Below are 26,398 nucleotides of genomic sequence, written 5' to 3' on the forward strand. Positions count from 1 at the left end.
CGTGCATGGCTATGGTTGTCCGCCGGCTCAGCCGAGGGCTTCAAGAACGGTGGCCTCGATCCCCGCCGCGTCCAGCCGGTAGTGCTTGTAGAGATGCGTTGGCGGCGCAATCAGGCTGTATTCGTCGCGGATGCCATGGCGTATCAACCGTGCCGGGCTGCCCGCCTCCGCCAGGATTTCCGCCACGGCGCCGCCCAGACCGCCCAGGATATTGTGTTCCTCGATGGTTAGAATGAAGCGGGAGTGAGCCGCGGCCGAGAGCACTGCCTTCGTATCCAGTGGCTTCACCGTATGCATGTCGATCAGTCCGACGGATTTGCCCGCCGCGCGCAGCGCGCGGTAAGCCTCCCTTGAGGGATGGACCATCGAGCCACAGGCGATGATGGTCAGGTCCGATCCTTCGCCGTGAACGATCGCCTTGCCGAACTGGAAGTCGACGCCGTCGTCTTCATAGACCAGCGGTTCCTGGCCGCGGCCAATGCGGAAGTAGATTGGCTGGGCATGATTGACAGACGCCTTGACGGCGGCCGCCAGTTGCGGGCCGTCAGCCGGCGCGACGACCGTGAGGTCGGCGATGCTTCGCATGATGGCAAGATCTTCCGTCGCATGGTGGGAGGTGCCGTAGAAGCCGAGTGAAATACCGGCATGATGACCGATCAGCCGCACCGGCAGCGCCGAATAGGCGACGTCGGTTCTGATCTGTTCGCAGCACAGCAGCGCCAGGAAAGAAGCGAATGTAGCGACGAACGGCATGGCGCCGGTGCTGGCCATGCCGGCAGCAGCCGAAACCATGTTCTGCTCGGAAATGCCAAATTGCGTGAAGCGTTCGGGAAAGCGTTGCGCGAACCGCACCAGCCCGTTGGAATATTGAAGGTCGGCCGTACCGGCCACGACCGGATAACCGTCGTCGACCAGATCAATGAGCGCATTGGCCAGGTAACTCAGGCCAGGCGCGCGCGCGTTGATCTGGCGGTACTGCCAGGAGTTGGTATCGATCGGGCCGTTCATTGTGTTTTGCCTCCACGCTTGATCTCTTCGGCGGCCAAGGCCTCGTCCGATGGCGCGAGATAGCCCAGATGCCAGCCGGGTTCGGTTTCCATGTAACCAACGCCCTTGCCTTTGGAGGTCTTGGCAATGATGCAGACGGGCCGGGTGCGGTCTGCCTCGGCCTTCAACTGTCGCAGCAGCGTCGCGAGAGCGACGACGTCGTGCCCATCGACCTCGTGCACCTGCCAGCCGAACGCCGCCCATTTGTCGGCCAACGGTTCGATGCCGATGATGTCGTCGACCTGCCCGTCGAGCTGGTATCCGTTGCGGTCGACGATGGCGATCAGATTGCCGGCCCTATGATGGGCGGCGGACAGCGCCGCTTCCCAGACCTGGCCCTCCTGCATCTCGCCGTCACCGAGCAGGACATAGACATCGAAGCGCCGGTTGGCCGCACGGGCGCCGAGCACCATACCGAGGCCGCCGGACAAGGCATGACCGATCGAGCCGGAGCTGAAATCGACGCCGGGCACCTTGCGCATGTCGGGATGATCGCCAAGCGGATTGCCGAGCCGGGTGTAGCCATCGAGGACGTCCTTGGAGAAGAAGCCCCAGTCGACCAGCAGCGGGTAAAGGCCGACCGCGGCATGTCCCTTGCCCATCAGGAAGCGGTCGCGATCCGGCCATTGCGGCTCGCCGCGCCTGAGCCGCATCGCATCGTAGTAGAGCGTGGCGAATATTTCCGCGCAGGAAAATACTGACGAATAATGCCCAACCTTGGCGATCTGGATGAGGCGCAGCGTCTCGAGCCGTACGAACTCTGCCCTGTCGCGCAACAGGGCGATCCGCTCCGCGTCGGGTGGCAGGGCGTTGTTTGAGGGAGTGGGTGGGGTGGCCATTGGGCGTCACTCTCGGGATCATTTTTCTCGACAACTTATAAGTTATAAGATATTCCTGGCCGACGCAACCGCCTATCTGGTCGCAAGGAGAATTTTGATGAACAACGAATCGCGCGTGCTGGACATGGCCAGGCACTTTCATTCCCAGACGGATCCACGCCTGCATGAGGATCATGGTCCGTTGACGATCGTCGCCGGCGAAGGCGCGACCGTCACGGATGACGCGGGCAACCGCTATATCGAGGGCATGGGCGGACTCTGGTGCGCCTCGCTTGGCTTCAGCGACAGCCGGCTGGCTGTCGCTGCTGACCGCCAGATGCGCAAGCTCGCCGTCTACCACACCTTCAACCACCGCTCGAACGAGCCCACCGTCGAACTCGTCGAGCAGCTTACCGCGTTGGCGCCGTTCGACAACGCGCGCGTTTTTCTGGTCGGCTCCGGTTCCGAAGCCAATGATACGATGGTCAAGCTCGCCTGGTACTACCAAGCCGCGCGGGGGCGCCCGGAGAAACGCAAGATCATCAGCAGGTTTGGCGCCTTCCACGGCAGTACGATCATGGGCGCGGCGCTGAGTGGCCTGCCGCATATGCACAAGTCCTTCAACCTGCCGCCGCTTCCCGTCATATTCGCGGCGCGGCCATTTCACTATCTCGACGGTCTGCCGGCCGAGGCGGAGCATGACTACGCCACGCGCCTGGCCCAGGAACTCGAGGCCCTGATCCTGGCGGAGGGGCCAGAGACGATCGCCGCGATGATCGCCGAGCCAGTCATGGGCGCCGGCGGCGTGCTGGTACCGCCGGAGGGTTATTTTCCAAAGGTTCAGGCGGTGCTGCGCAAATACGACATCCTGATGCTGTCCGACGAGGTGGTCTGCGGCTTCGGACGCACCGGAAATTGGTTCGGCAGCCAGACTTTTGGCATGGAACCGGACATGCTGTCGGTCGCCAAGGGGCTTTCATCCGGTCATCTGCCCATTGGCGGCGTCATTATCTCCGACAAGGTCTACCAGTGCGTCGCCGATGAGGCCCACAAGGTCGGCGTGTTCGGCCACGGTTTCACCTATTCCGGCCATCCGGTGACAGCCGCCGTCGCCGCCGAGGCGATCAGGATCTACCGCGAGATCGATCTCGTGAGCCAGGCGCGCCGTCTCGGCGATTATCTGCATGCAGCGCTCGCGGACGCGCTCAACGACCATACACTGGTCGGCGAGGTCCGCGGCCGCGGTTTTATAGCGGGGATCCAGATCGTCGAGGATCGCGCCACCCGTCGCGCCTTTGCGCCGGAGCTGCGAATTGGCACCGATGTCGAGCGGCGGTGCCGCGAGCACGGAGTCATGATCCGCAACATGGGCGACGTGCTGGCAATCTGCCCGCCCTACGTCATCGCCCCTAAAGAGATCGATTACATGGTTGATGGCATTCGCGCGGCGCTTGATGAGACCGCGGCGGAGCATCTTCGGACTGGCCAGTTGGCTTGAAGCCGCGGCGGCGCGGCGAGACGTCGCGCATAGCTGAAGCGCGGCCGGCGGTGTCGTTCTGCCGCGCGAATAGGGCGCTTCGGCAAAGGCGCTAGCCGCAGCCAGCATACAGGATCCTGATTGTCTTATCCGAACGGAGGCCAGACCATGCTTCAGAAAACCAGCCATTTCATGCGCCAGGCCAATCTCATAAACGGCGAGTGGGTGCAGGCCGATAGCGGCCAGACGGTCGACGTCAACAATCCGGCCACCGGCCTCAAGATCGGCACCGTGCCGAAGTCGGGCAAGGCCGAGACCCGCCGCGCCATCGAAGCCGCCNCAACCCGGCCACCGGCCTCAAGATCGGCACCGTGCCGAAGTCGGGCAAGGCCGAGACCCGCCGCGCCATCGAAGCCGCCGCAGAAGCTTTCAAGACCTGGCGCAAGACGACCGCGCTCGAGCGCTCGAAGCTGCTGCGCAAGCTGCATGACGCGATGATGGACAATCAGGACGTGTTGGCCGAACTGCTGACCATCGAGCAGGGCAAGTCGCTGTTCGAATCGAAGGGCGAGATCGGCTCGGCCGCGGCCTACATACTGTGGTTTGCCGAAGAAGGCCGCCGCACCTATGGCGACGTGGTGCCGTCACCCTGGGCGGATCGCCGCATTCTGGTGACCAAGGAGCCGGTCGGCGTCATCGCCGCGATCACACCGTGGAATTTCCCGTCCTCGATGCTGGCCCGCAAGCTCGGCCCGGCTCTCGCCGCTGGGTGCACCGCCGTGGTGAAGCCCGCCTCGCAGACGCCTTATTCGGGTCTTGCCTGGGGGGCGCTTGCCGAGGAAGTCGGCTTCCCCAAGGGCGTCGTCAACATCCTGACCGGCGCCGCCGGCGAGATCGGCGACGAGATCTGCGCAAATCCGCTGGTGTCGAAGATCACCTTCACCGGCTCGACGGAGGTCGGCAAGCTTCTCATTCAGAAGTCGTCGGTCACCGTCAAGAAGGTGTCGATGGAGCTCGGCGGCAACGCGCCGTTCATCGTCTTCGACGACGCCGATCTCGAACGCGCCGTCGCCGGTGCGATCACCGCCAAGTATCGAAACTCCGGCCAGACCTGCGTCTGCACCAACCGTTTCCTGGTTCAGGCCGGCATCTATGACAAGTTCGTCGAAAAGCTGGCCGCCGCCAGCAACGGGTTGAAGGTCGGTTCCGGCCTCGAAGAGGGCGTGCAGCAGGGGCCGCTGATCGACGAAAAGGCAGTCGAGAAGGTCGAAGAGCTGATTGCCGATGCGACGTCCAAGGGTGGCAAGGTTGTCGCCGGCGGCAAACGCCATGCGCTCGGCGGCTCGTTCTTCCAGCCGACCGTCATTGCCAACGCGACACCCAAGATGCGCTTCATGAAGGAAGAGATTTTTGGCCCGATCGCCCCGGTGTTCAAGTTCGAGACCGAAGAGGAAGCCATCGCGCTCGCCAACGACACCGAGTTCGGCCTCGCCTGCTATTTCTACACCGGCGATCTCGGCCGCGCCTTCCGCGTCATGGAAGGGCTGAAATACGGCATGGTCGGCGTCAATGAAGGCCTCATCACCACGCCGGAGGCACCGTTCGGCGGCGTCAAGGAATCCGGCCTCGGCAAGGAAGGCGGTAAGCGCCACGCCGATCGCCTATGGATTTGGGCTTGACGTTTTCCGGAATCGCCAGGGCATGAGTTGCTCGATCTGGCTCTGTGGATGGCCGTTGATGATGGCGTCGAGAGTTTCGGCGAGGTAGGCAACGGGATTGACGTCGTTGAGCCTGCAGGTGGCCACGACGGATGAGAGCAGCGCCCAGTTTTCGGCCCCGACCTCATGGCCAGCAAACAGAGCATTTTTTCGGGTCAAGCATACTGGCCGGATGGCGTTTTCGACTGGGTTGGTGTCGAGCTCGAGCCGCCCGTCGCCGAGGAAGCGCGTGAGCCCTTCCCAATGGGCAAGACCATAGCGGATGTCTTCGGCCAGCTTTGAGCCCGAGGAGATCATCGACAATTGCTTTTCAAACCACGGCTTCAAAGCGGCGATGATCGGGGTGGAGTACTGCTGTCGGGCGGCGAGCCGAGCTTGTGGCGTCATGCCGCGCACCGTCGCCTCGACGGCGTAGAGCGTGGCGATCTGGCGCACGGCGGCTTCGGCGATCGGGGACTTGGTGTTGCGCGCCAGCTTCACAAAACGTCGGCGCAGATGGCTCCAGCAATGGACGAGCATCCACGGTCCTTGCGGCCGTTCCAGGCGTGTCAGCCGGTCATAGCCCTCATAGGCGTCAACCTGCAGGAACTGTCCGCCGAAGCCTTGAAGGAAGCGTTCGGCATGCTCGCCGCCGCGCCCCGGCGCATAGTGGAACAGCACGATGGGCGGGCCTTGGCCACCATGGCCGCGGTCATCGGAGGCGATTGCCCAGAAGAAGCCCTTTTTGACCTTGCCGCGTCCGGGATCGAGCACCGGCGCGGTGGTCTCGTCCATGAACAGGCGATCCGCGCCAGCCAGATGCCAGCTCATGTGACTGGCGATGGGCTTGAGATGGAAGCAGGCCCGGCCAGCCCAATTGCCCAGTGTGGCGCGATCCAGTTGGATGCCCTGGCGAGCGTAGATCTCGGCCTGCCGGTAGAACGGCAAGTGATCGCCAAACTTGGCGACGATGACCTGGGCAATCAATGCCTCGGTCGGCAGGCCGCCAGGCACCACATGCTCGGGCGCATGGGCCTGCACGACCGCGCCCGAGCAGCGGCGGCAAGCGTATTTCGGGCGGCGCGTGACCAGCACGCGCAACTGCGCCGGGATCACGTCCAGCCGCTCGCTGACGTCCTCGCCGATCCTGGCCATCTCGCCGCAGCCGCACGGGCACAGCGTGCTCTCGGGCTCGATGATCCGCTCCACCCGCGATAGATGGGCAGGCAAGTGACCACGGTTGCGCAGGCGCAAACCGGAGGCGCCGTCCGAACGACCCTGGATGACCCGCTGCGCCTTTTCCTGCGCGGCATCGAGCACGCCCTGCGCGATCTCCACGTCTTCGAGCGGCAGGTGGTATTGATCCGGATGCAGCTTCTCGGACTTGGCGCCGAACTTCTCGTGATTGAGTTGACCGACGATGGTCTCCAGGCGGCGCCGCGCCTCTTCGGATGCAGCCAAGGCAGCCTGGTGCTCGGCCAGGGTCGCTTGCGTCTGAGCCAGGAGCGCCTTCAAACGCTCGTTCTCTTCCTGGAGAACCGTCAGATTCATGCACTAAATCAACCACATGATCTCCGAGAATGCCATCGGAGACAACGCAGCTGAGTCACTGTGTCACACTCATCCGGCCAACTGCGGACGCCGTGCCCGCTCGGGGCGAACCAGTCTCCAGTCCAGCCCTTCGAACAAGGCCGCGAACATCGCCGGCGACATCCGCATCACACCGTCGCGAACCTGCGGCCAAACGAACTTCGAGCCCTCGAGCCGCTTGTGAACGAGCACAAGGCCGGTGCGATCCCACACCAAAATCTTGATCCTGTCAGCCCTTTTGGCCCGGAAGACGAAGGCTGCCCCACAGTATGGGTCGAGGCCTAGCATCTCCTGCACAGCCAATGCCAATCCGTCCATGCCGCGCCGGAAGTCAACCGGCCGGGTCGCCACGTAGATCTTCAGATCGGCACCCGGTGCAATCATCGCGAGGCCCGCACCGCACGGATCACCTGCGCCAGATGCTCGAGGTCAACCGCTGTTCGGATCACCATGTCGTCGATCACGATTTCCACCTTCGCTGGCGCCGGTTTCGGTGGCCTCATCGTCCGCTGAGGCGCCGATGGTTCTTCCAGGCGACGCCGCCAATCGTAGATCTGCCAGCGGGTCGCGCCATGCTTGCGGGCGACCACCGCCACCTGTACCCCCGGCATCAGGCTCTCGGCCGCAATCCGGGCTCTGTCGGCCTCCGAGCGAACCCGACGCCCCGTCGGACCTTCCAGAATCTCCAGCCGGCCTGCGTAGCCAGCTGTTGGGACGTCCAAATGGACGTCCATTTTGCCGTCTGCTCCCATGTAGGCCCTCCGTCTCTCGCGATCGGGGGGATTCTTGGCACATTCACCTCATGCGCCGCACGAGGGGAGCGGCGTGGCGCTTACGGAAGGCGGACATCAGGGCATCGAGGATTACCTCGATACCAAATATGTCTGCATCGGCGGCCTCGGCTCTAGTGCGCCGGCTTTTCCCGCGTCTCAGAACGCGGAATGACGAACCCGCGGGTGATCCGGTGAAAATCTTTACGATGCCGAGCAGAAGGGACTTAAGATCGTGAGCGCCCTATGCTCTTACGTTTCCGGAAAAGCTTAGCAAACAGCGCGCTCAGACTGGCCATTTCCGAGAAATCGCAGACCGAGCTTGCCATGCTCCCCTTACCAAAAGGTTTGCCACAGAGCCCCCTCGGCCCAGGTGATGGCAACACGTGACGAGTTTGCGCGGCAATCGAGGTGAGCTTTGCCAGGCCGAAACTGGCGCGTTCCAGCTGGTGCGAGTCCGGCCGGGGTAAGGGATAGCGCGCTCGGTAGCGACTGTTGCGGCGTGGGAGGTGACGACCGGCAAAGCGTACATAGCAATCATGTGGGTGGGGAAATGAGCCAAGATGTGTAAGATTGCAGGGGCCGAGACGTTCTCATCCGTCGAAGGCGACATGTGCGGAGGCGATAAGCGAGGAGCCGTCGCCCTGCCGGAGCCTAGCGCCATCAAGCATGAAAGGAACACGTCGGAACCTGGGATATAGCTTGCCTGGCCGGGCGGCGATAGCCTTGTCGGCGCGGGCGAGGAGCCGTAGCCGATGATGAACACAGGAGAAGTCTGGCGTGAATGGGGCGATGATTGTCAAGCTTTGCTCCCGAGTCAGTTCGTCAACCATCTTGCCTGACCGATTGGCGACCATCTCCTCGTCCCGACCTTATATTACCGTCGCCTATCGCCGCGAGCGCGCAGTGACTGTCAAGGATGGAGGCCTGCAGACCCCATCGCGCGGGGACTTGTCCTTGACGGTCACGAGCACGGCGGCAGGTTTGCCGTGGTCGGGGAGCCCTTTTGTTGGGCGGAAGCCGACGACAGTGTTCGAGGGGAACTCGCCATGAGCCGGGTGCGCAGAGATCGTCCGACGCTCTTGTATTTGCTGGATCCCAGCCGGCTCCGCCTCCGATTGCCTCGATAGCTCGGTAGCCTGAGCGCGTCGGCGGCATCATGCCACTATCATCGTACGAATTGCATGCTCCATCGTCCTGGGCGAGACCGGTTTGGCTAGCCAAAGGACGAAGGTCTGATTACCAGATGTGATCGGCATGGGGTCGTTTCCACCAACGACGATGATGGGCACCGTCATCAGGGTGGGACATACGGCTTCGGCCTGTCCTCGCCCTAGGAAAGTCGCTTCATCGAAAATTAGGAGGTCGGCTGCCTTCCCGCTCTCGATCCAGTCGCAAAGACTCTCGAAGGTCGCGAAGCCGACCGGCTTATAACCCAGCGCGGCGATCTTATCCTTGTAGATCTCCAACGCTGCTGGATCGGGGTCCACGACTGCAATGATTTCTCCGTTGCCAAGTGATCCATCGTATGGGCCGAAAGCGCTATCAGCTCTGACCTGCTCCTCAGCGCAGGCCGGTAAGTAGAGATCGAAGCGTGTACCTCGGCCAACAGCCGAGGTGACGTCAAGGCATCCTGCGAGCGCGCTCACATGGCGGTCCACTGCAGCAAGACCCAGTCCGGTCCCGCCGACGCGAGAGCGCGTGGTAAAAAAGGGCTCAAAGATATGCGGAAGCACCGAACTTGCGATTCCTTGGCCATCGTCGCTGATGGAGAGGAGAACGTAATCTCCCGGTTTCAAGGTGCCCTTAGCCACGGACTTCGTTTGACAGACGTGAGCGCGAGAAACGCTAACCTCGACACGGCCCTCATTCAAGAGAGCCTCCGACGCGTTCTTGCATAGATTCATAAGGATCTGCTGTATCTCGGTTGGGCTGCCCTCGATCACCGTTTGCCACTCGTTGATCTTGAGGTTCAACTGAACATCCGCACGAAGTGTAACTCGCAGCAATGGCGCCAGATCCATTACAATCTCCGCGACGTCGAAAGGCATCGTCACGCGCTTCCGATTTCGGCTTAGTGACAAAATTTGATCAATAATAAGCTTGGCTCGGTTGCTGGCCAGGATAATTTGGCCGATGTGGCCCCGAATTCTCGAGGGGCGGCGCACAAGACCTTTAGCCATCTCTGCGTAGCCGACTATTGCTCCTAGAACATTATTGAATTCATGTGTAACGCCGCTTGCGATTGTGCCGACAGCCGTCAGCCTTTCCGCATGCTCCCATCGACTCTCAAAAAGGTTACGTTCCGTGTGTACACGTTGCATTTCAAGATGGTTGCTTAAACGCACAGTAGCGCTTGCCAGAACCGGGAGGTCGTCTGTGGAGGGTGGTGAGCGATCTCCTTCAAAAACAAGGATACAAACCGCAGCCTGCTGATCGGAGGCCCTGCAACCAACAATTTGACAAACACCGGAAGTGCCTACGGCAGTCCGAACCACTTCCGACGCCGGAACGACGCGAAACACTGGCTGTTCCGCGTCTACAAGTGAGACGACTTCATGGATTAGCGTGGCGTTCCAGACGCGCATGCGCTTGTTCGCGACAAAGTACTCGGTATTCCTGCTGATACTCGGATCCACCAGAGCAAGCGCGCATTGATCCGCATCGAAAACGCATTGAATGAGTCTAAGCGCTGCTTCGGTGGAGAAGCGCCGCGAAGCCTTCGTTGCTTGACTGTCGATGAAGCAAGCTTCGATCTCACTCATTGCCGCTTCAAGCTCCAACCGCCTTTCCAATCGCTTCGTCCGCACATGCAGCGTGGAGGCTCGAATGGTCGCAAACAAGCAGAGGCATATGGACACCAAGCCAAAGAAAAGTCGTGTACGCTGCGCTTGCGCGCTCGCGAAGCTGTAGGCTTTCAGATGTTCTCGCTCCAATTCGGCGGCCTTGGCGAGCGTGTCGAAGGATGGGATCCGATTGACAGCGCGGTCCAACTTCAACATTGAGGACAGTATAGCGCGGCCCTCGCGGGCAACATCCTCCGTGACTTGGTCCTGGCTAGGAGGAAGTCGGCCGAGAGACTGATCGATTTGTAATGCGAGGCTGAATCCCGGTCTGGCCGAAAATTGAAGGATCAGATTGGAAAATTCAGGCCTGTTCGACACTCCCCCCCGAAGGCGATTGGCCGAGCGAGCAAAGCGTACGAGAGAGCTTTGCAGAAGCTCATTTTGCGCGGCCGAGGCCGAGATGGCAGCTTCTGTGTTTTCGAGGGACTTTTTGAGCTGTGCAACCAACCTGGAGTGCACCCCGGAGCTCTCATTGGGCGAAATCTCAACAAGGCGTTGGTAGTTTTGAAGGTTCCTTTTTAATGCTTGCCCGGTAGAAGCAACGGAACGGAAGTCCAATACCATGTCGGCGCGGGCGACGTCTCGCTGGAGCAATGCGTAGTTGATCTGAATCGTCCGCAGTTCGCTTAGGACCGCCTCGTTGATCTGGGGGTCTTGCCACTGTATCGCGACCAAGAGCGCAACCGAGGCCACTAGGGCCATTACAGAAGCTTTGTCGGTACTGAGCCATTTTTCCCAAACGAACGGCGTTTGAGCCGCGGTGCGTGCCTTGCGAAGGTCCGATTTGAATTCTAGCTCCCCATCGCGTCGGTGTGCGGCCGGATGCTGCTGGAACAGGAAAGCCAAGTGTACCTCTCCCCTCAAATAGGCGGTGTAGACACCGTTGCACTCTGCCCCCATGGCCCGCTGACCTTCCATTGATTCGCGGGCGTTTCGACCTCGACGGCGAGGCGGCAGCACAAGGCGGGCAACTGATCGCAGTTTTCGGAACTGGTCTTCCGAGAGATCATCGAAGGGGCATACAAGCGCACGCCTGCAGCAGCCGAGGATGATACCGGCCGGTCAAACGCAACTGGCGAGGGCCGGATCTGCTGTTGGCTGGCAGCTAACACTGGCGGGGCGGCGGCCTCAACTACGGCGTGCCTAGAGCCGGCTGCTGCGAAAGCGTCCGACACGCTTCCCTTGGGGTCATCCCGTCCAGCGGGCATTCTTGGATCGCTGAAAAAAGACGAGGCGGCTTGATGATCCTGCCCTCGCTGAAGCACCTCGCGAAACCCCTTTTCCAGTCGCAGAAGCTCCTCTGGACCGGTAGGCGGCTCGTCAGCTCGACCATCGAACAGCGGCCGGAGCGCCTCGGACACGTGCTGCTCAAAGCCCACTCGCCGGGCCTGGACCGCTTGCCCGTCTTCCAAGCCGGCGTCCTGCACCTGCGACAAAGCTGTTACACGGGATGGATTACTATTTCGCGGGTTCATACTAGCCTCACATCAAACTGTATCGTCAAAGTCCTGCGCCAATTCACACAGCGGGTCATCGAGTTGAGATTCTGCGGAGAGCGCCTCCTCTGCTCCCGTCAAGGGCGCCGGCTCCGGGAGGGCGCCTGTCTGGCTTTCAAAGATGCGTTTCAGAATGCGATCCGAAAATCGCACCTTCCTCAATTTTAATGGTGGCAGACCTTGATGAGAACGATTTCGTACTCGTCATTGAGCAGCCGCACCTGTTCGGGACGCAACAGCGGTGCACCTTGATGTGAATTCTGAACGTTCCAATCGAACGTTCGCGCCTGGCTGTAGGAAATCGATTGGGCTTGAAATGTGAATCCACCGATAGCTTCGGAAATGTAGTTCGGAGTCTCGTCATCTACCTCGATGTTCCTAGAAGCGCGCCGGCAGCCCGGGCGGGGGGCTTGGGGTTAGACTGCCAGCGCACGCCACTCATAAAGAGCGGCCTCTTTTCGCGGTTCGGACACCCATAGTCAACCCGGCAACGTCTGGATGCCCGCTGTGCTTTTTGCAGAGCGGCGATGCCGGGCATATCGGCCGATCCTGGTCTAGGATGGTGTGGCCACTCTCGTCGGCCGAGTTGATGCTCCAGCCAGTATCGCCTTGCCGACCAGCATGAGTTCGCCGTTAGCAATCCATCGTTGCGAGCCGAGACCGAGGTAAAAAGGGCGTGTTATCGACTATGTAGCTGACGCTCCCGCTGACGCCTTCGAGTGCGCACGCTATGCCCCGTTCGCACCCTCTTGTGAATAGTACTGCCCCATGCACCTGAAACGGCCTCCTGGGACCAAGCTTGCTCAAGCCATTGATTCAACACGATTTATCCGACGCCAAGGGAAGCGGTTTCGAGGTGCCGCAGCGCGTACATGATGATGACCGCCGCGGGGGCCTCGCGGACTTCGAGAACCTTTTCACCGGTTGAGATCTGTTCGAGCCCGGTTGCTGACATACTGGCTCTTGCGGATGCTGATCGACTTCAGTGCTCGTCGCGATGCCGCAAGCGATTTTTTGCGGCAAATGACCTTTCCGAAAAGTTTGCGACAGAACCCGCCGACGCCGCTCTCATCGAAGCGGATGAAGCTCAGCGGCCTCCCCTGTCCGACAATTTGCGTCGGTTTGGCGATTTGACGACACAGGCTTGTTGGTCGGGCCAGAGCAGAACGTTTGGGGCGGGGGACGAAGAGGTTGCGGAGGGCTGACAAGGTCGAGACGAAGCGTTGCAGGCCTCCCGGCGATCGGACCCCTGCATCATCCGCTCCCGTTTTCGCGGCGGCACATGGGAATTCTCCGCTCCGTTGTTCAACCCCTTGTGCGACCGGTGCTTGACGTCCGGCATCACCTGTCGCTTTCCCGCTCCATACGAGCGCAGCTAGTCGGTGATCATGCGCTTCGGCGCGAGCCCCTGCTTCTCCAACAGCCGCGTCAGCAAGCGCTTGGCGGCCTTGGTGTTGCGGCGGTTTTGCACGATTTCGTCCAGCACATATCCATCCTGGTCGACGGCGCGCCACAACCAAAGCTTTTTGCCGGGCGATGGTGACGACCACTTCGTTCAGGTACCAGACATCATTCCGGCACGGCGGCTTGCGGCGCAAGCAGCGAGCGCAGTCCAGCCCGAACTTGATGCCCCACCGGCGACTTGTCTCATACGAAACCACGATGCCGCGTTCCAGCAGCATTTCCTCAACCAGGCGCAGGCTCAGCGGAAACCGGAAATAAAGCCAGACCGCGTGGGCGATAATAGGCGGCGGAAATCGGGGGGCGTGTAGCTGACGGCGGGCGTATTCATGCCCCCCGGCGTCCATGTCGCAAATCTTGACGATTGCTTTGTGTGTCAAGCCCGCCGCAGGTCTCAACGCGTTCATATGCAGACATTGTGAAAATCGCCCTATTCCGCCTTTTTTTACCGCCCCTTAAGTCCCCCGCTCGCATGCTTGTCGATGCCATTGAACTCATAGCCATCGGCCAAGGATTTTGGAAAATATGTTTCCGCTCGCAGCAGAAAACGTGAGAGTCGCTGTAGGCCTAACGTTAAGGGGAGAGAGCGGTTTGATTGGACGAAATGGGTACCGGAGTACCGAGTCATGAAGCCACGAGGTAATCTGGTCCGACTGAAGCAATTTCAGGTGAATGAGAAGCAGCGACAGTTGCACCAGCTAGACATCATGATTGCCGATTTCGAACGCATGGCGCGAGAACTGGACTTCCAGATAAACGCCGAGGAAACGAAGGCCGGCATTTCCGATGTCAATCATTTCGCTTATCCGACGTTCGCCAAGGCCGCTCGCCTACGTCGTGACAACGTCAAGAATTCGCAATCGGACCTTCTGCGGCAGAGAACCGCAGCCGAGCCATGCCTCGCCGAGGCTGAAGCAGAGCTCTCCAAGGCGCAAATGCTAGAATCGCGCAGCGGCAGAGGCCACGACCTCGAACCCGGCAACCGAAGCGCCATGATCGGCTGAGCCGGACGGCTTCAGCGCGCCTCATTCGCGACACCCGACTGGCCGTTGGCGCGCGAGAGGCGTGCGGGCACTGTAAAGATACCAGCGTCTTGATGCAGCGATAGCTGGTCGGGACGGCTGTCATGCTGCGGCGACATACGCGATTTTGTTCCAAATTTGCATGGCGGCGTTACGCAGGTATGGGGGGAAGTGGAACTGGTTGGCAATCGGATCATCGGTGGAAACGAACCGCTGCCGGCGGCCCGGCGCCTGGCGGCAACGCCTGGCGCTTTCGGCGGCGGCGGTAACGGCAAAGCAGGCTGGCCGCGTCGAGGATGAAGCGGCACCTGCGCGATGCCGTTCTGCTCACGGCCGGGAGACGGGGTCGGCCCCGCCGGCCGGATGCTGCTCGCTTGGCGCGGCATCGTAAAGTCAACCGACAGCTTATGAAGATGTGCGTACATTGGGCCATGTCAGAAGTTGCTCGTGATCCGCTCTATGGTCGCCACCGCTTTCCCGCCGAGATCATTGCGCACGCGGTATGGCTCTACTTTCGCTTTCCGCTCAGCCTGCGCATGGTTGAGGACATGCTGGCGGCCCGCGGCATCATCGTCACGCATCAGACCGTTCGAAGCTGCGCGGAGAAATTCGGACGGCATTTCGCCCAGGAGATCAATATCAGCCGGCTGCCTGGGCGACAAATGGCATCTCGACGAATGTGTCGTGGTTATCAGTGGCAAGAAGCAGTGGCTCTGGCGTGCCGTCGATCAGGACGGCTTCGTCCTCGAAGTGCTGGTACAAAGCCGCCGAAATGCCAAGGCGGCAAAGCGTCTGATGCGCAAGTTGCTGAAAGCTCAAGGGCGGACACCACGGATCATGATCACCGACAAGCTCCGATCCTATGATGCCGCCATGCGCGACCTCATGCCCGACGTCGAACACCGGTCGCACACAGGCCTGAATAATCGAGCGGAAAATTCGCACCAGCCGACCCGACGACGCGAAAGGATCATGAAACGCTTCAAGTCGGCACGCCAGCTTCAGCGGTTCGTTTCCATCCATGATCCGATTGCCGACCTGCTCACTTTCCCTGCAATGCGCTGTCATCGGCTCAACATCGAGACCTGCGTACCGCCCCCATGCAAATCTGGAACAAAATCGCGTGTGTCGCCACAGCGTGACAGCCGTCCCGGCCAGCTATCGCTGCATCAAGCCGCTGAAACTTACAGTGCCGGGCGCGCTGCTACCTGAATTTCCTTACCGCTCAATCAATGTGACAGAGCCGATTCTTCTCAACCGCGGCATGCCCTAAATCGTCACTTGCGTTCCGATCTCGACGACGCGTCCGGTCGGGATCTGGAAGTACTCCGTCGCGTCGGCCGCCGTGCGCGCCAGGCCGATGAACAACCGGTCCTGCCACACCGGCATGCCGGAATTGGGCGAGGCCTTGAGCGAACGCCGTGACAGGAAGAACGAGGTCGTCATGATGTCGAACTTCCAGCCCTGCTTGCGGCAGATCGCCAGCGCGCGCGGGATGTTCGGCTGCTCCATGTAGCCGAAGGTCAGCGTCACCCGCATGAACAGCTCGTTGACCGTCTCCACCTTGACCCGGTCGCTGTCGGGCACCACCGGTTGCGGCGCGGTCACCACCGAAAGGATGACGTTCTGCTCGTGCAGCACCTTGTAGTGCTTCAGGCTGTGCATCAGCGCGGTTGGCGCGCTGAGTGGATCGCTCGTCAGGAACACCGCGGTGCCGGACACCAGCTGCGGCTTTTTCTTCAGGAGATTGCCGGCGAGGAAATCGAGCGGGATTTCGTTGCGGCGGGACTTGTCGAACAGATAGCGGCTGCCGCGCACCCAGGTCCACATAGCCAGCACAATGGTGAAGGCCACCGCCAGCGAAGCCCAGCCACCCTCGAACACCTTGACGATGTTGGAGGCAAAGAAGCCGATGTCGATGAAGCCGAACAGCGCCGTCATGGCGACCGCCACCCACAGCCGCCATTTCCAGATCCGGGTCATGACGACGAACAGCAGCACCGTCGTCACCAGCATGTTGCCGGTCACCGAGATGCCATAGGCGGAGGCCAGTTTGCTCGATTCGCCGAAACCGGCGACCAGCAGCATCACCGCCAGCGCCAGCAACAGATTGACGCGCGGCATGTAGATCTGGCCCGACTGCCGTTCCGAGGTGTGCAGGATTTCGAGGCGCGGCAGCATATTTGAGCTGCACCGCCTGCCGGGTCAGCGAGAAGGCGCCGGAGATGACCGCCTGGCTGGCGATGACAGTCGCGGCCGTCGCCAGCACGACCATCGGGATCAGCGTCCAGCCTTCGTTCATCTCAAAGAATGGATGGCCGACGACGCCGTTCTTGGCCAGCACGAAGGCGCCTTGCCCGGCATAATTGAGCAGCAGGCAGGGAAACACGATCGCCAGCCAGGCCAGCACGATCGGCTTGCGGCCGAAATGGCCGAGATCGGCATAGAGTGCTTCGGCGCCGGTGACGGCGAGGAAGATGGCGCCGATGGTCACGAAAGCGACGTCGGGCGAATTGATCAGGAAGGCGACGATGTAGTGCGGGCTCACCGCCCACAGGATTTCTGGATCGGCGATGATGTGGTTGAGACCGGAAAGGCCAATTGCCAGGAACCACACCGCCGTCACCGGGCCGAACACCAATCCTACCCCGCCCGTGCCGAAGCGCTGCACCGCAAACACCATGGCAAGAATGACCAGTGTCAGCGGCACGACATAGGGCTGGAAGGTCGGCGTGACGACATTCATGCCCTCAACCGCCGACAGCACCGATATCGCCGGTGTGATGACGGCATCACCGAAGAAAAGCGATGCCCCGACGATGCCGATGCCGAGCATCAGCGCCGAGCGTTTCGGGAAACTGCCGCGCGCCAGCGCCATCAGCGACAGCACGCCGCCCTCGCCGCCGTTATCGGCGCGCAGCACGAACATGATGTACTTGATGGTGACGATGATAGTCAGCGACCAGATGATCAGCGACAGCACGCCGAGGATATCGCCGCGCTCGGCGACATTGCCGCCCGACGACGCCACCAGCGCCTCACGGAACGCGTAGATCGGGCTGGTGCCAATATCGCCATAGACAACGCCGAGCGCGCCTAGGATCAGCACCTTGGGGCTTTGCTGTTCGATTGCCGGATGGCTCGACTGTTCGACGGGATCTGCCTCGCTACCAGTATTGGTAAGGACCATGGACGACACTCCGATAAGGGGCGGCCCTCTACCTTTGCTGCACTGCAATATCAAGTGCCGCGACGTAATGGCTCCGTATGCGGACCGCATTTGTTGCCGCACCGGCGGATTGTCTCATACGAAACCACGATCCCGCTCCCGGGCCATTTCCTCGACGAGACACAGGCTCAAGGGGAACCTGAAGGAGGGCCAGACCGGATGGGCGATGATCTGCGGCAGGAAACGATGGCGCTGCTTGTAGCTGACGGCATATCTTTCTCCTTTGTGTGTCTGCCAGACGAGCGGGCGGGCACGGAAGTGGTCGCGCTCTGGCTGCCAGACATACTCGTCGAACCTGATGAAAACCTGACTTGTACACCCAGCCCAAACAGGTGCGAGGGGTCGGTCTATTACCAAAGGCTCTGAGGGCTGATTCTCTAGGGTTCCCGCCCAGATTGATTCGTGATCCTTGTTTGTGCACCGCCCCGGGTTGATCGGAGGCTCCATGTGTGGATGCCCCGTTTCATGCAAGTGCCTTTCGCGTCTTCGAGCATGTGATCGGGTGCGGTCATGTGTCAGGCCTGTGATGCGGCGTCGAGGTGCCGCTGGCCGTCATGGAGATACGCGGATCAGGCGCAAATCAACTCGACGAGCTTTTCGCTCTTGGAGCCTCGGTGCATTTCCTGATCCCGATCAGACCGATCATTTGCCCTTGACGTTCACGACCTCCTCACATGCCGCCCATCATGGCGTCGCAGTCGCCGAGTAAATGCTCAGGCTACTGCGCTGCCAAGATCCCGGTAATCCTCTTTCTTCGTCAACATTGCCCACACCGAGCGAGCCATCTTGTTGGCCAACGCCATGGCAACCAGCATCAGCGGTTTGCGATCCAGCATTCGGGCGAGCCATGAGCCGGGTCGGGCGCCGCGGCGGGAGGCCCACTGTATGACGGCCATGGCGCCGATGATCAGCAGCCGTCGGATGTCCCGCTGGCCCATTTTCGACGTGCGGCCGAGCCGCTGCTTTCCGCCTGTCGAATGTTGAACCGGCACCAGCCCCAGCCAGGCGGCGAAGTCGCGACCGCGCTTGAAGGTCGCCATTGGGGGCGCGAACGCTTCCACCGCCATGGCCGTGATCGGGCCAATTCCCGGCATGGTCTGAAGGCGGCGTGTATCCTCCCCACACTGAGCTTCGCGGCGAAGGATCTTCTCAAGCTCTGCAATCTCGCAGCTCAACCGGTCGACCTGCTCCAAGTACACGCGACCAACGTCGAGGACCAGTTGGGGCATCGTTGGCTCGGCCGCACCCATCACGGCAGCCAAAGTCTTCAGATGAGCCGGACCTTGCGGTGCGATGACACCGTGTTCGGCAAGATGCCCGCGCAATGCGTTGATCAGCTGCGTGCGCTGGCGCACCAGCAAATCGCGCGTTCGGAACACCATCGACCTCGCTTGCTGCTCTTCCGTCTTCACCGCCACGAACCTCATCGTCGGTCGTGATCCTGCTTCAGCTATGGCCTCGGCATCAGCGGTGTCGTTTTTCTGGCGCTTTACATATGGCTTGACGTAGTTGGGCGGAATGAGCCTCACCTCGTGGCCCAGCTCCTGTATGGCCCGGCCCCATTCGTGGGCGCTCGCGCAGGCCTCCATGGCGACCACACAGGTCGGCTGTCGGGCCAAAAACGGGACGACCTGAGAGCGAGCAATTCTCTTCCGGAATGCAACGCTGCCGTCGGCGTGCGCGCCATGAGCGTGGAAGACGCGCTTCGCCAGATCGATGCCGATGATGGTGACGGTGTTCATGTTGTTCCTCCTGATATCCGCAGCCCATTCTACGATCGCAACTCTGCCACGCCGTTGGCGGGAGGGGCATCCACTCCATCAACTCCTGAGAAGGTGGAACCATGACAAGCAAGGCGACCAACAAGTTCTCTCCCGAGGTCCGGACCCCCCGCGGTGCGGCTGGTTCTGGATCACGAACGCGAGCATACGTCGCGGTGGGCGGCGGTTTCATCGATCGCCGCCAAGATCGGCTGCAAGAAAGCCGAGCGTGACGGCGGCGTGCGCGCCGGAGTTCCCACGGATGCTGCGACGAAACTGAAGGCTCTGGAACGCGAGAGCCGCGAGCTTCGCAGGCCAACGAGAGCAAGGCTTCCGCGTATTTTGCCCAGGCGAAGCTCGACCGCCGGTTCAGGCCACGATCGCGATCATCGAAGATCACCGCAAGGCGCATGGGGTTGAGCCGATCTGCAAGGTGCTGCCGATCGCCCCGTCGACCTACCACGACCATATCGCCAAGCGCGTCGACCCCTGCCGGCTGTCGGCTCGGGCAAGATGGGATACAGCCTCGAAGGACGAGGTCCGACGGTTTGAGGCGAACTTCCGCGTCTACGGCATTCGCAAGGTCTGGCGGCGGTTGCGTCGCGAGGGCTTCGAGGTCGCCCGCTGCACGGTTGCCCGCTTGATGAAGGCCATGCGCCTCGAAGGCATCGTCCGCCGATCCGCACTACGGTGAGCGACAAGGCCGCACCTTGCCCTCTCGACCACGTCAACCGCCAGTTCCATGCTCCGGCGCCGAACATGCTGCGGGTCTCCGACTTCACCTGCGTCGCGACCTGGACGGGCTTCGTCTATGTCGCCTTTGTCATCGACACCTATGCCCGTCGGATCGTCGGCTGGCGGGTGAGCCGGACGGCGCATGCAGCCTTCGTTCTCGATGCCCTGGAACAGGCTCTCCATGATCGGCGGCCCGTGCAGGGAGGCGGGCTCATCCATCACAGCGATAGAGGCAGCCAAGGCGGATTCAACCGGATCGTCGCAACACCGGCATCATACTGTCCCCCAAGGAGCTGGTCGAGGAGTTCGGCAGGTGTTTTCCAGCCGAGCGTTTTGCGCGGTCTTGTGTTGATAGCATGGGCAACTGCGTCCAGTTCCCGGGCTGTGTGTCGACTGAGATCCGTGCCCTTTGGAAAGTACTGTCTCAGCAAGCCGTTGGTGTTTTCGTTGGAGTCTCGCTGCCACGGGCTTGGGGATCGCAGAAGTAAATCTCGAGCCCCGTGTCGATGCGCAGGTCGGCTGCTGCGCCATTTCCGCTCCATGGTCCCAAGTCAGCGACTGACGCAGTTGCTCGGGAAGTTTGCCCATGGATCGGGCTATGGCTCTGCGGACTGCTTCAGCGCCGTGGCCGGCAAGTGGTGGACCGTTCTTGATGCGCAGGCTCTGCTGATAGCCGTGCATGCGCGGCAGGTGAAGCACGCATTGTGAAGCGTGAACTCGTTCCACGAGCGTACCGATCGCCTAGCTTCCGAGGCCAAGGATGAGGTCGCCTTCCCAATGTCCGGGGACAGCCCGATCGGCAATTTCGGCCGGACGGTCGCTTATTATAAGGGCGTCTCCAATGAAGGACTTGTTGCGAACTCGGGCCCGTTCGCGCGGTACGCGCAACGCTCGGCCTGAACGCAGACATGCGGTCAGTCCTCGGCGCAATGCTCCGCGTCCTTGAATGTACAAGGACTGATAGATCGTCTCGTGGCTGATCCGCATGGTTGATCCTCTGGGTAATCGATCTGAAGCCGATTTAGCGATCTGCTCGGGGCTCCAGGCTGCCGACCACCTCCGGCTCTGTCGTTTTTTCCATACCCACCTTGGGGCCCTCGAATGAGGCGCCATTGGGGTTGGTGACTTTGCCGGCCAAGCGCTCCTCAACATATTCACGCAGAGCCGGATTGACCGCCAGCTTGCCAGGAGGCCGCCGGGACTCACGATCGGCGTGCCATTGGGCGGCACTGGCCGGTAATCCAGATTGCCGCTGCGCGTCGCGGCATTGCGCCTGACCTCCCGCGAGATTGTGCTCGGCGGCCGACCTAGCTTACGAGCAATGGCCCGGATGCCGATTCCCTTGGCAAGCTCAAGCGCAATATCCTCGCGCTCCCGAAAGAAAGATATCGCCCCGAAGGCGGCTTCGCCCACGGCGCCAAATGCGTTGGCGGCATCCCTCCTGCACTCCGAAACCAGCGCGGACCAAGAGGCGTTGATGTACCGGCATCCAGTGCGGCCTCCTCGCTCGAATGTCCCAAGGCAATAGCTTGCCAGAACCGGAAGCGATTCTCACGCTGCCAGGCAGGCGGACGCCCGGGCGAATCTAGCTTCTTTCGAGTGCACCGATCTGAAGCGCGTTGGTGAACCGTCATTGCAACCTCCAATCCCTTGGTGTTGCGACGACCGGTTGAATCCGCCCAACACGTCAGCATTCAATACACCGAGCGCTTGGCGGAGGCCGGCGTCGAACCCGCAGTGGGCAGTGTCGGCCACTCTTTCGATAATGCTCTCGCGGAAACGATCAACGGTCTTTACAAGGCCGAGGTGATCCATCGACGCGGACCCTGGCGCTCATTCGAGGCCGTCGAGTTCGCCACGCTCGAATGGGTCGACTGCTTCAACAATCGCTGGCTGCTGGAGCCCATCGGCAACATCCCGCCGGCCGAAGCCGAGGAACGCTACTACGCCATGTTGGATGAACCAGCCATAGCCGCGTGACTCAAACGAAACGGCCTCCGGAATGCCCGGGGCAGTTCACATCGCATTTGATGCCAGCTTCATCGTATTTTCTTCGGCTTGGACGGGCACTTGGCAGACCCACAGAGCTGGGAACCCTTTGCCATACTACAACTGTAACATCATATCGGTTTAGCAGGTCAAGCTTCGGTGGTAACCTCATTGGGTAGAATAACTACTTTGGAGGCGAGCAATGGATCGCGATAACAAACGGGCACGTGCAGCTGCAAGATCATCTCAAGGCGTGGGGAGCAGTAGCCTCCGTGACGTTCCAGAGGGGCCATTGAGCGATGTTGCAGAACGGCTGGTAACCGCTAACCCGCGCGATACAGCGCGAAATCTTGGGGGCTTCAAAGGCCTCGGGACGCACGAGCGAACAGCCGTTCGGGGCACTCAACCCGGGCCAGAAACTGACCTCGCGAGATTTGAAAGGCGGACCAATCGGCTTGGACGATCAGCCATCAATCTGGCCGCGACATTAACAGCCGAATTGGGGTACAGCACGGATGACATAGCATTGCAGAAAGTCGGAGCGGCCAGTAATCTAGGCGATTACCTAACGCCAGGGCTGCAAGATGCTATTGTTAATCGCATTGGCAACATGGATCCGCCGTCGCAAGCTCTCGGAGCTTATTACGTTGCGCCACACTTCAGTAAGTTTACTGACGAAAACAAATCTCGCATTCTTGATCAGGCCATTGGATTGGCTTCTTCTGATCCGGATGGCAATGTCAGAAACATGGCATCCAATGCTATTCTCAACATGTATCACCAGTTCGACGCAAATCAACAGGCCCAAGCTCACTCAGTTTTTCCCGGCATGCAAGACATCTTGCCGCACATGCCGCCGCCGCAGCATGCAGCAGAGGAACGGAGTGCGAATCTGGACGGCCACATAGCAGGTATTGAGGCTGCAGTCCGTGATACAGTAGGCCCGCAAACCTCCTATGAACAGCTGCAGCGGGGTGCTCAAGTCGGGCGGTCCATAAGCCAAGCCTACAATCACGCCCGAGAGGACCTAATGGAGGCCACCAGAAGCAGAGATCGCTCCGGCCGTTGATGTCTCGGCCATGGTACAGTGACGCTTTCTCTCCCGAATTCCGTCTACGGCCTTGCCGTTTCCAATTCGCTGGCCGTTGACGTACCTGCTTAGTGTAACTTTCAAAAACCACGTCTGCCGGGTGATGCGCTGCAAGCATCGCACCACCCACTGCGGCATCGATCTGTCGAGCGGCGACATCGCGCGACGCCGGTTCGGTCTCTGAAGCACGCGCAGCATTAGCTACGGCTAATCCGGCAATGGAACAATGCTTTCAACAAAAACGACGCCCCCCAACATAGCCATTAGCATCGCGTGCTCACTCGCCGTGGGCTTCTGTGCGGCAAGTCTTTACGCAACCTTCCGCCACGGCGGCAGCGGCGAGGCTCTGATGGCGTTTGATGTCCGTGCCTTTTGGTTTGAGACGCCCTTCTATTTGGGTTTCGCAACCCCCGTTTTCTATCGGGGCGCGGCTATCGTGCTCTCGACGTCCGCGGTCGTCTTGCTGATTCAGCAGATCGTATTGCGCCGCAAGCTCGAACACCACGGGACGGCTCGTTGGGCTCGAGTGGATGAAATGCGACGCACGGGATATCTGCGACGATACCGTGGCGTGACAGGGCCGGTGTTTGGGAAGACAAGTGGCCCTTTCTGGCCTGGCTACTACCTGACCAATGGCGAGCAGCCTCACAGCCTCATCGTTGCACCGACCCGCGCTGGCAAGGGCGTCGGCATAGTCATTCCAACGCTACTTACATTCAAAGGCTCGGTGATAGCTCTGGACGTCAAGGGGGAGCTCTTTGAGCTCACCTCGAGGGCGCGCAAAGCCGCAGGTGACGACGTGTTTAAATTCGCGCCGCTGGATTCGGAGCGGCGCACAAACTGCTACAATCCGCTGTTGGATCTTATAGCGCTGCCTCCACAGCAGCAATTCACCGAAGCCCGCCGCTTGGCCGCAAACCTGATTACGGCCAAGGGGGAGGGCGCGGAAGGTTTCGTCAGCGGCGCGCGAGATATCTTTGTCGCGGGAATCCTTGCCTGCATCGAGCGGGGCACGCCAACAATCGGCGCCGTCTATGACCTCTTCGCCCAGCCGGGGGAGAAGTTTAAGCTCTTCGCGCGACTCGCCATGGAGACTCAGAACAAAGAGGCACAACGCATCTTCGACGACATGGCGGGGAACGATACGAAAATCCTAACCTCCTACACTTCCGTGCTCGGCGATGGCGGGCTCAACCTGTGGGCGGATCCCGCTGTAAAGGCGGCCACAAGTCGCTCGGACTTTTCGGTCTATGATCTTCGCCGTCGCAGAACGTGCATCTATCTTTGCGTTGGTCCGAACGACCTTGAGGTGATCGCGCCTTTGATACGCTTGTTTTTTCAGCAAATCGTTTCAATTCTGCAGCGGTCGCTGGCCCGCCGGGATGAAAAGCACGAGGTTCTCTTCCTGCTCGACGAGTTCAAGCACTTGGGTAAGCTGGAGGCGATCGAGACCGCAATCACGACTATCGCGGGCTACAAGGGGCGTTTCATGCTCATCATCCAAAGCCTTTCGGCACTGACGGGGGCTTATGGAGAGGCTGGCAAGCAGAATTTTCTCAGCAATACCGGACTGCAAGTGTTCATGGCCACGGCTGATGACGAGACTCCGAACTACATTTCCAAGGCCATCGGTGAATACACGTTTGAAGCCAAATCGATTTCCCACAGCCAGGCGCGAACGTTCGACTGGACCATTCAGAATTCACATCAAGGTGCGCCGCTATTGCGTCCCGAACAGGTTCGGCTGCTCGATGACGACTACGAGATTGTTCTCATCAAAGGTCTGCCACCATTAAAATTGAGGAAGGTGCGTTATTTCTCGGATCGCATTCTGAAACGCATCTTTGAACGCCAGACAGGCGCCCTCCCGGAGCCGGCGCCCTTGACGGGAGCAGAGGAGGCGCTCTCCGCCGAATCTCAACTCGATGACCCGCTGTGTGAATTGGCGCAGGACTTTGACGATACAGTTTGATGTGAGGCTGGTGTGGACCCCGCGAAAAAATCCATCTCGTGTAACAGCTTTGTCGCAGGTGCAGGACGCCGGCTTGGAAGAGGGGCAAGCGGGCCTAGCCCGGCAACTTGAGCAGCACGTGTCCGAGGCGCTCCGGCCGCTGTTCGATGGTCGAGCTGACGAGCCGCCAACCAATCCAGAGGAGCTTCTGCGACTGGAACAGGGGGTTTCGCGAGGTGCTTCAGCGAGGGCAGGATCATCAAGCCGCCTCGTCTTTTTTCAGCAACCCAGGGATGCTCGCTGGACGGGATGACCTCAACAGAAGCGTGTCGGAGGCTTTCGCAAGCTCTGGGACGCCGGAGTTCGGGCCGCCGCCCCCAGTCTTGGCTGCCAGCGAACAGCAGATCCGCCCCTCGCCGGATGCGCTTGACCAGGGCAACCACCTGCCACCCGAGTGAGTCGTCCCAACAATGAACATTCCACAGCGCTGTTGTGGCCAGCGGAGACGCATAGGGCCCTGAATACGCCGCAAGCCGTCGCCATTCAGCAGCAGCTGAGCGAAATCGGCAATTCAGGCGGCCGCGTGCCTATGCAGAGAGGCGCTGATGCGATCTCCGGACCGGTAGCTCTCGCCGTAATTGATCAGGCTGGTACTGTTGGAAGGCTTGATCAGCCTCGTCACCCCAGTCTCNCAGACCGGTAGCTCTCGCCGTAATTGATCAGGCTGGTACTGTTGGAAGGCTTGATCAGCCTCGTCACCCCAGTCTCCAGCATAGCTCACTGTCACGCGGCCAACGTGCCTCCGTAGCTAACATCTACGTCAGCGTTGAAGAAGTACCCTGCGCCACGGGATGTTTTGACCAGGCGAGGGTTGGCCGCATCAGCCTCCAGCTTTCGGCGCAAGCGCATGATTAGGACATCGATACTTCGATCGTACACCTCTTCTCCACGCACACGGCTCGCGAGCAAAAGCCGTTCTCTGGATAGCACGTTGCGGGGGTTCTCCAGAAATGCGATCAAGAGATTGAACTCACATGCGGTAAGCTTGACCTCGCCACGCTCCGCACAGATCAGTCGCCGCTGCTTCACGCTGAGCTTCCAGGCCCCAAAGCGAAATGAGCGCTGCTCTCTGGTTCGCGGACTAGAAATGCGCTCGCGTAGCGCTACTCGAATGCGGGCCAAGAATTCGCGCATCCCGAAAGGCTTGGGAATGAAATCGGTTGCGCCGAGCTCCAGTGCAACCACTTTTTCCGCCTCATCAAGCCGGTCGCCGCTGATCACTATGATAGGAACATCCGATTTTGTCGCCAGATTGCGGACGATCGCAAGTCCATCCTCCCGGCCTAGGTTAAGGTCAACAACCACGAGATCGACTGGCTCACGTGAAAGAACATAGTCAAACTGCTTGCTATCGTGGACT

At 60.5% G+C, this 26,398-nt stretch carries 12 protein-coding genes, 10 pseudogenes and 1 other annotated feature; of the genes and pseudogenes, 9 read left to right on the forward strand and 13 right to left on the reverse strand.

Features of this window, described 5'->3' with window-relative positions; translation table 11 throughout:
• Positions 1-27: 27 nt before the first annotated feature.
• Together X741_RS150660 and X741_RS150655 are read right to left on the reverse strand one after the other, a co-directional pair.
• Positions 28-1,008 carry a transketolase C-terminal domain-containing protein gene (locus tag X741_RS150660; protein ID WP_023778397.1) on the reverse strand — a complete coding sequence of 327 codons (981 nt, stop codon included), beginning with the start codon at positions 1,006-1,008 and terminating at the stop codon, positions 28-30.
• A complete protein-coding gene (locus tag X741_RS150655; protein WP_245272727.1) occupies positions 1,005-1,823 on the reverse strand; it encodes a transketolase in 819 nt (272 codons plus the stop codon). Before X741_RS150655 ends, X741_RS150660 begins: the two co-directional genes overlap by 4 nt.
• Here X741_RS150655 and X741_RS150650 point away from each other — a divergent pair.
• Together X741_RS150650 and X741_RS0135125 are read left to right on the forward strand one after the other, a co-directional pair.
• The gene (locus X741_RS150650) at positions 1,765-3,363 is read left to right on the forward strand and encodes an aminotransferase (RefSeq protein ID WP_245272728.1); all 1,599 of its coding nucleotides are present in this window, start codon (positions 1,765-1,767) and stop codon (positions 3,361-3,363) included. The two genes, X741_RS150655 and X741_RS150650, sit on opposite strands and share 59 nt — an antisense overlap.
• A 147-nt stretch (positions 3,364-3,510) precedes the next feature.
• Positions 3,511-5,021: pseudogene (locus tag X741_RS0135125) on the forward strand (NAD-dependent succinate-semialdehyde dehydrogenase).
• Here the strand turns inward: X741_RS0135125 and X741_RS150645 are convergent.
• The 6 genes and pseudogenes from X741_RS150645 to X741_RS01000000166815 form a co-directional block, all read right to left on the reverse strand.
• On the reverse strand, positions 5,004-6,590 hold the full coding sequence (locus X741_RS150645; protein ID WP_023778400.1) for an IS66 family transposase: 1,587 nt from the start codon (positions 6,588-6,590) through the stop codon (positions 5,004-5,006). The pseudogene X741_RS0135125 and the gene X741_RS150645 overlap by 18 nt on opposite strands.
• Positions 6,591-6,659: 69 nt before the next feature.
• Complete coding sequence (gene tnpB, locus X741_RS150640) at positions 6,660-7,013, reverse strand: IS66 family insertion sequence element accessory protein TnpB (protein ID WP_008878295.1); 354 nt, start codon at positions 7,011-7,013, stop codon at positions 6,660-6,662.
• A complete protein-coding gene (locus tag X741_RS150635; protein ID WP_245272729.1) occupies positions 7,010-7,363 on the reverse strand; it encodes a transposase in 354 nt (117 codons plus the stop codon). The genes tnpB and X741_RS150635 overlap by 4 nt, the downstream gene beginning before the upstream one ends.
• A gap of 1,193 nt (positions 7,364-8,556) precedes the next feature.
• A complete protein-coding gene (locus X741_RS150625) occupies positions 8,557-11,091 on the reverse strand; it encodes a two-component system VirA-like sensor kinase (RefSeq protein WP_031250167.1) in 2,535 nt (844 codons plus the stop codon).
• A gap of 641 nt (positions 11,092-11,732) precedes the next feature.
• A pseudogene (locus X741_RS1000000168600) lies at positions 11,733-12,106 on the reverse strand (type IV secretory system conjugative DNA transfer family protein); the annotation flags it as partial.
• A gap of 789 nt (positions 12,107-12,895) precedes the next feature.
• A pseudogene (locus X741_RS01000000166815) lies at positions 12,896-13,498 on the reverse strand (IS6 family transposase); the annotation flags it as partial.
• 330 nt (positions 13,499-13,828) lie between these two features.
• Here X741_RS01000000166815 and X741_RS150615 point away from each other — a divergent pair.
• The 3 genes and pseudogenes from X741_RS150615 (at position 13,829) to X741_RS1000000168620 (ending at position 15,436) form a co-directional block, all read left to right on the forward strand.
• Complete coding sequence (locus tag X741_RS150615) at positions 13,829-14,206, forward strand: hypothetical protein (RefSeq protein WP_023778407.1); 378 nt, start codon at positions 13,829-13,831, stop codon at positions 14,204-14,206.
• Between the two features lie 160 nt (positions 14,207-14,366).
• Positions 14,367-14,611 (forward strand): annotated as a pseudogene (locus X741_RS1000000171045) (DUF1403 family protein); the annotation flags it as partial.
• A gap of 44 nt (positions 14,612-14,655) precedes the next feature.
• Positions 14,656-15,436: pseudogene (locus tag X741_RS1000000168620) on the forward strand (IS6 family transposase).
• 57 nt (positions 15,437-15,493) lie between these two features.
• Here the strand turns inward: X741_RS1000000168620 and X741_RS01000000166820 are convergent.
• The 3 genes and pseudogenes from X741_RS01000000166820 to X741_RS150600 all read right to left on the reverse strand — a co-directional run bounded on the left by X741_RS01000000166820 (position 15,494) and on the right by X741_RS150600 (position 19,195).
• Positions 15,494-17,354, reverse strand: a pseudogene (locus X741_RS01000000166820) (potassium transporter Kup).
• A gap of 143 nt (positions 17,355-17,497) precedes the next feature.
• Positions 17,498-17,633: pseudogene (locus X741_RS1000000171050) on the reverse strand (IS6 family transposase); the annotation flags it as partial.
• Positions 17,634-18,166: 533 nt separating this feature from the next.
• On the reverse strand, positions 18,167-19,195 hold the full coding sequence (locus X741_RS150600) for an IS110 family transposase (RefSeq protein ID WP_023778411.1): 1,029 nt from the start codon (positions 19,193-19,195) through the stop codon (positions 18,167-18,169).
• Between the two features lie 101 nt (positions 19,196-19,296).
• Here X741_RS150600 and X741_RS01000000166830 point away from each other — a divergent pair.
• Positions 19,297-20,188 (forward strand): annotated as a pseudogene (locus tag X741_RS01000000166830) (IS3 family transposase); the annotation flags it as partial.
• Positions 19,548-19,664, forward strand: a sequence feature (AL1L pseudoknot). (Overlaps the previous pseudogene by 117 nt.)
• On the opposite strand, the pseudogene X741_RS1000000168625 reads toward X741_RS01000000166830, so the two are convergent.
• Positions 20,167-21,582, reverse strand: a pseudogene (locus tag X741_RS1000000168625) (IS30 family transposase). The pseudogenes X741_RS01000000166830 and X741_RS1000000168625 overlap by 22 nt on opposite strands.
• 43 nt (positions 21,583-21,625) lie before the next feature.
• On the opposite strand from X741_RS1000000168625, the pseudogene X741_RS150595 reads away from it, so the two are divergent.
• From X741_RS150595 to virD4, 3 genes and pseudogenes are all read left to right on the forward strand, one after another.
• Positions 21,626-21,928: pseudogene (locus X741_RS150595) on the forward strand (integrase core domain-containing protein); the annotation flags it as partial.
• 535 nt (positions 21,929-22,463) lie between these two features.
• On the forward strand, positions 22,464-23,006 hold the full coding sequence (locus tag X741_RS1000000171055) for a hypothetical protein (protein ID WP_245264091.1): 543 nt from the start codon (positions 22,464-22,466) through the stop codon (positions 23,004-23,006).
• Between the two features lie 247 nt (positions 23,007-23,253).
• The gene (virD4, locus tag X741_RS150585; protein WP_023709052.1) at positions 23,254-24,999 is read left to right on the forward strand and encodes a type IV secretion system ATPase VirD4; all 1,746 of its coding nucleotides are present in this window, start codon (positions 23,254-23,256) and stop codon (positions 24,997-24,999) included.
• A 762-nt stretch (positions 25,000-25,761) separates the two neighbouring features.
• Here the strand turns inward: virD4 and X741_RS150575 are convergent.
• The coding region (locus X741_RS150575; RefSeq protein ID WP_023778414.1) for a winged helix-turn-helix domain-containing protein at positions 25,762-26,398 on the reverse strand (637 nt) is incomplete at its 5' end.

The sequence above is a fragment of the Mesorhizobium sp. LNHC221B00 genome (genome assembly GCF_000502935.1).
In the GTDB taxonomy this organism is placed as follows: Bacteria; Pseudomonadota; Alphaproteobacteria; order Rhizobiales; family Rhizobiaceae; genus Mesorhizobium; species Mesorhizobium opportunistum.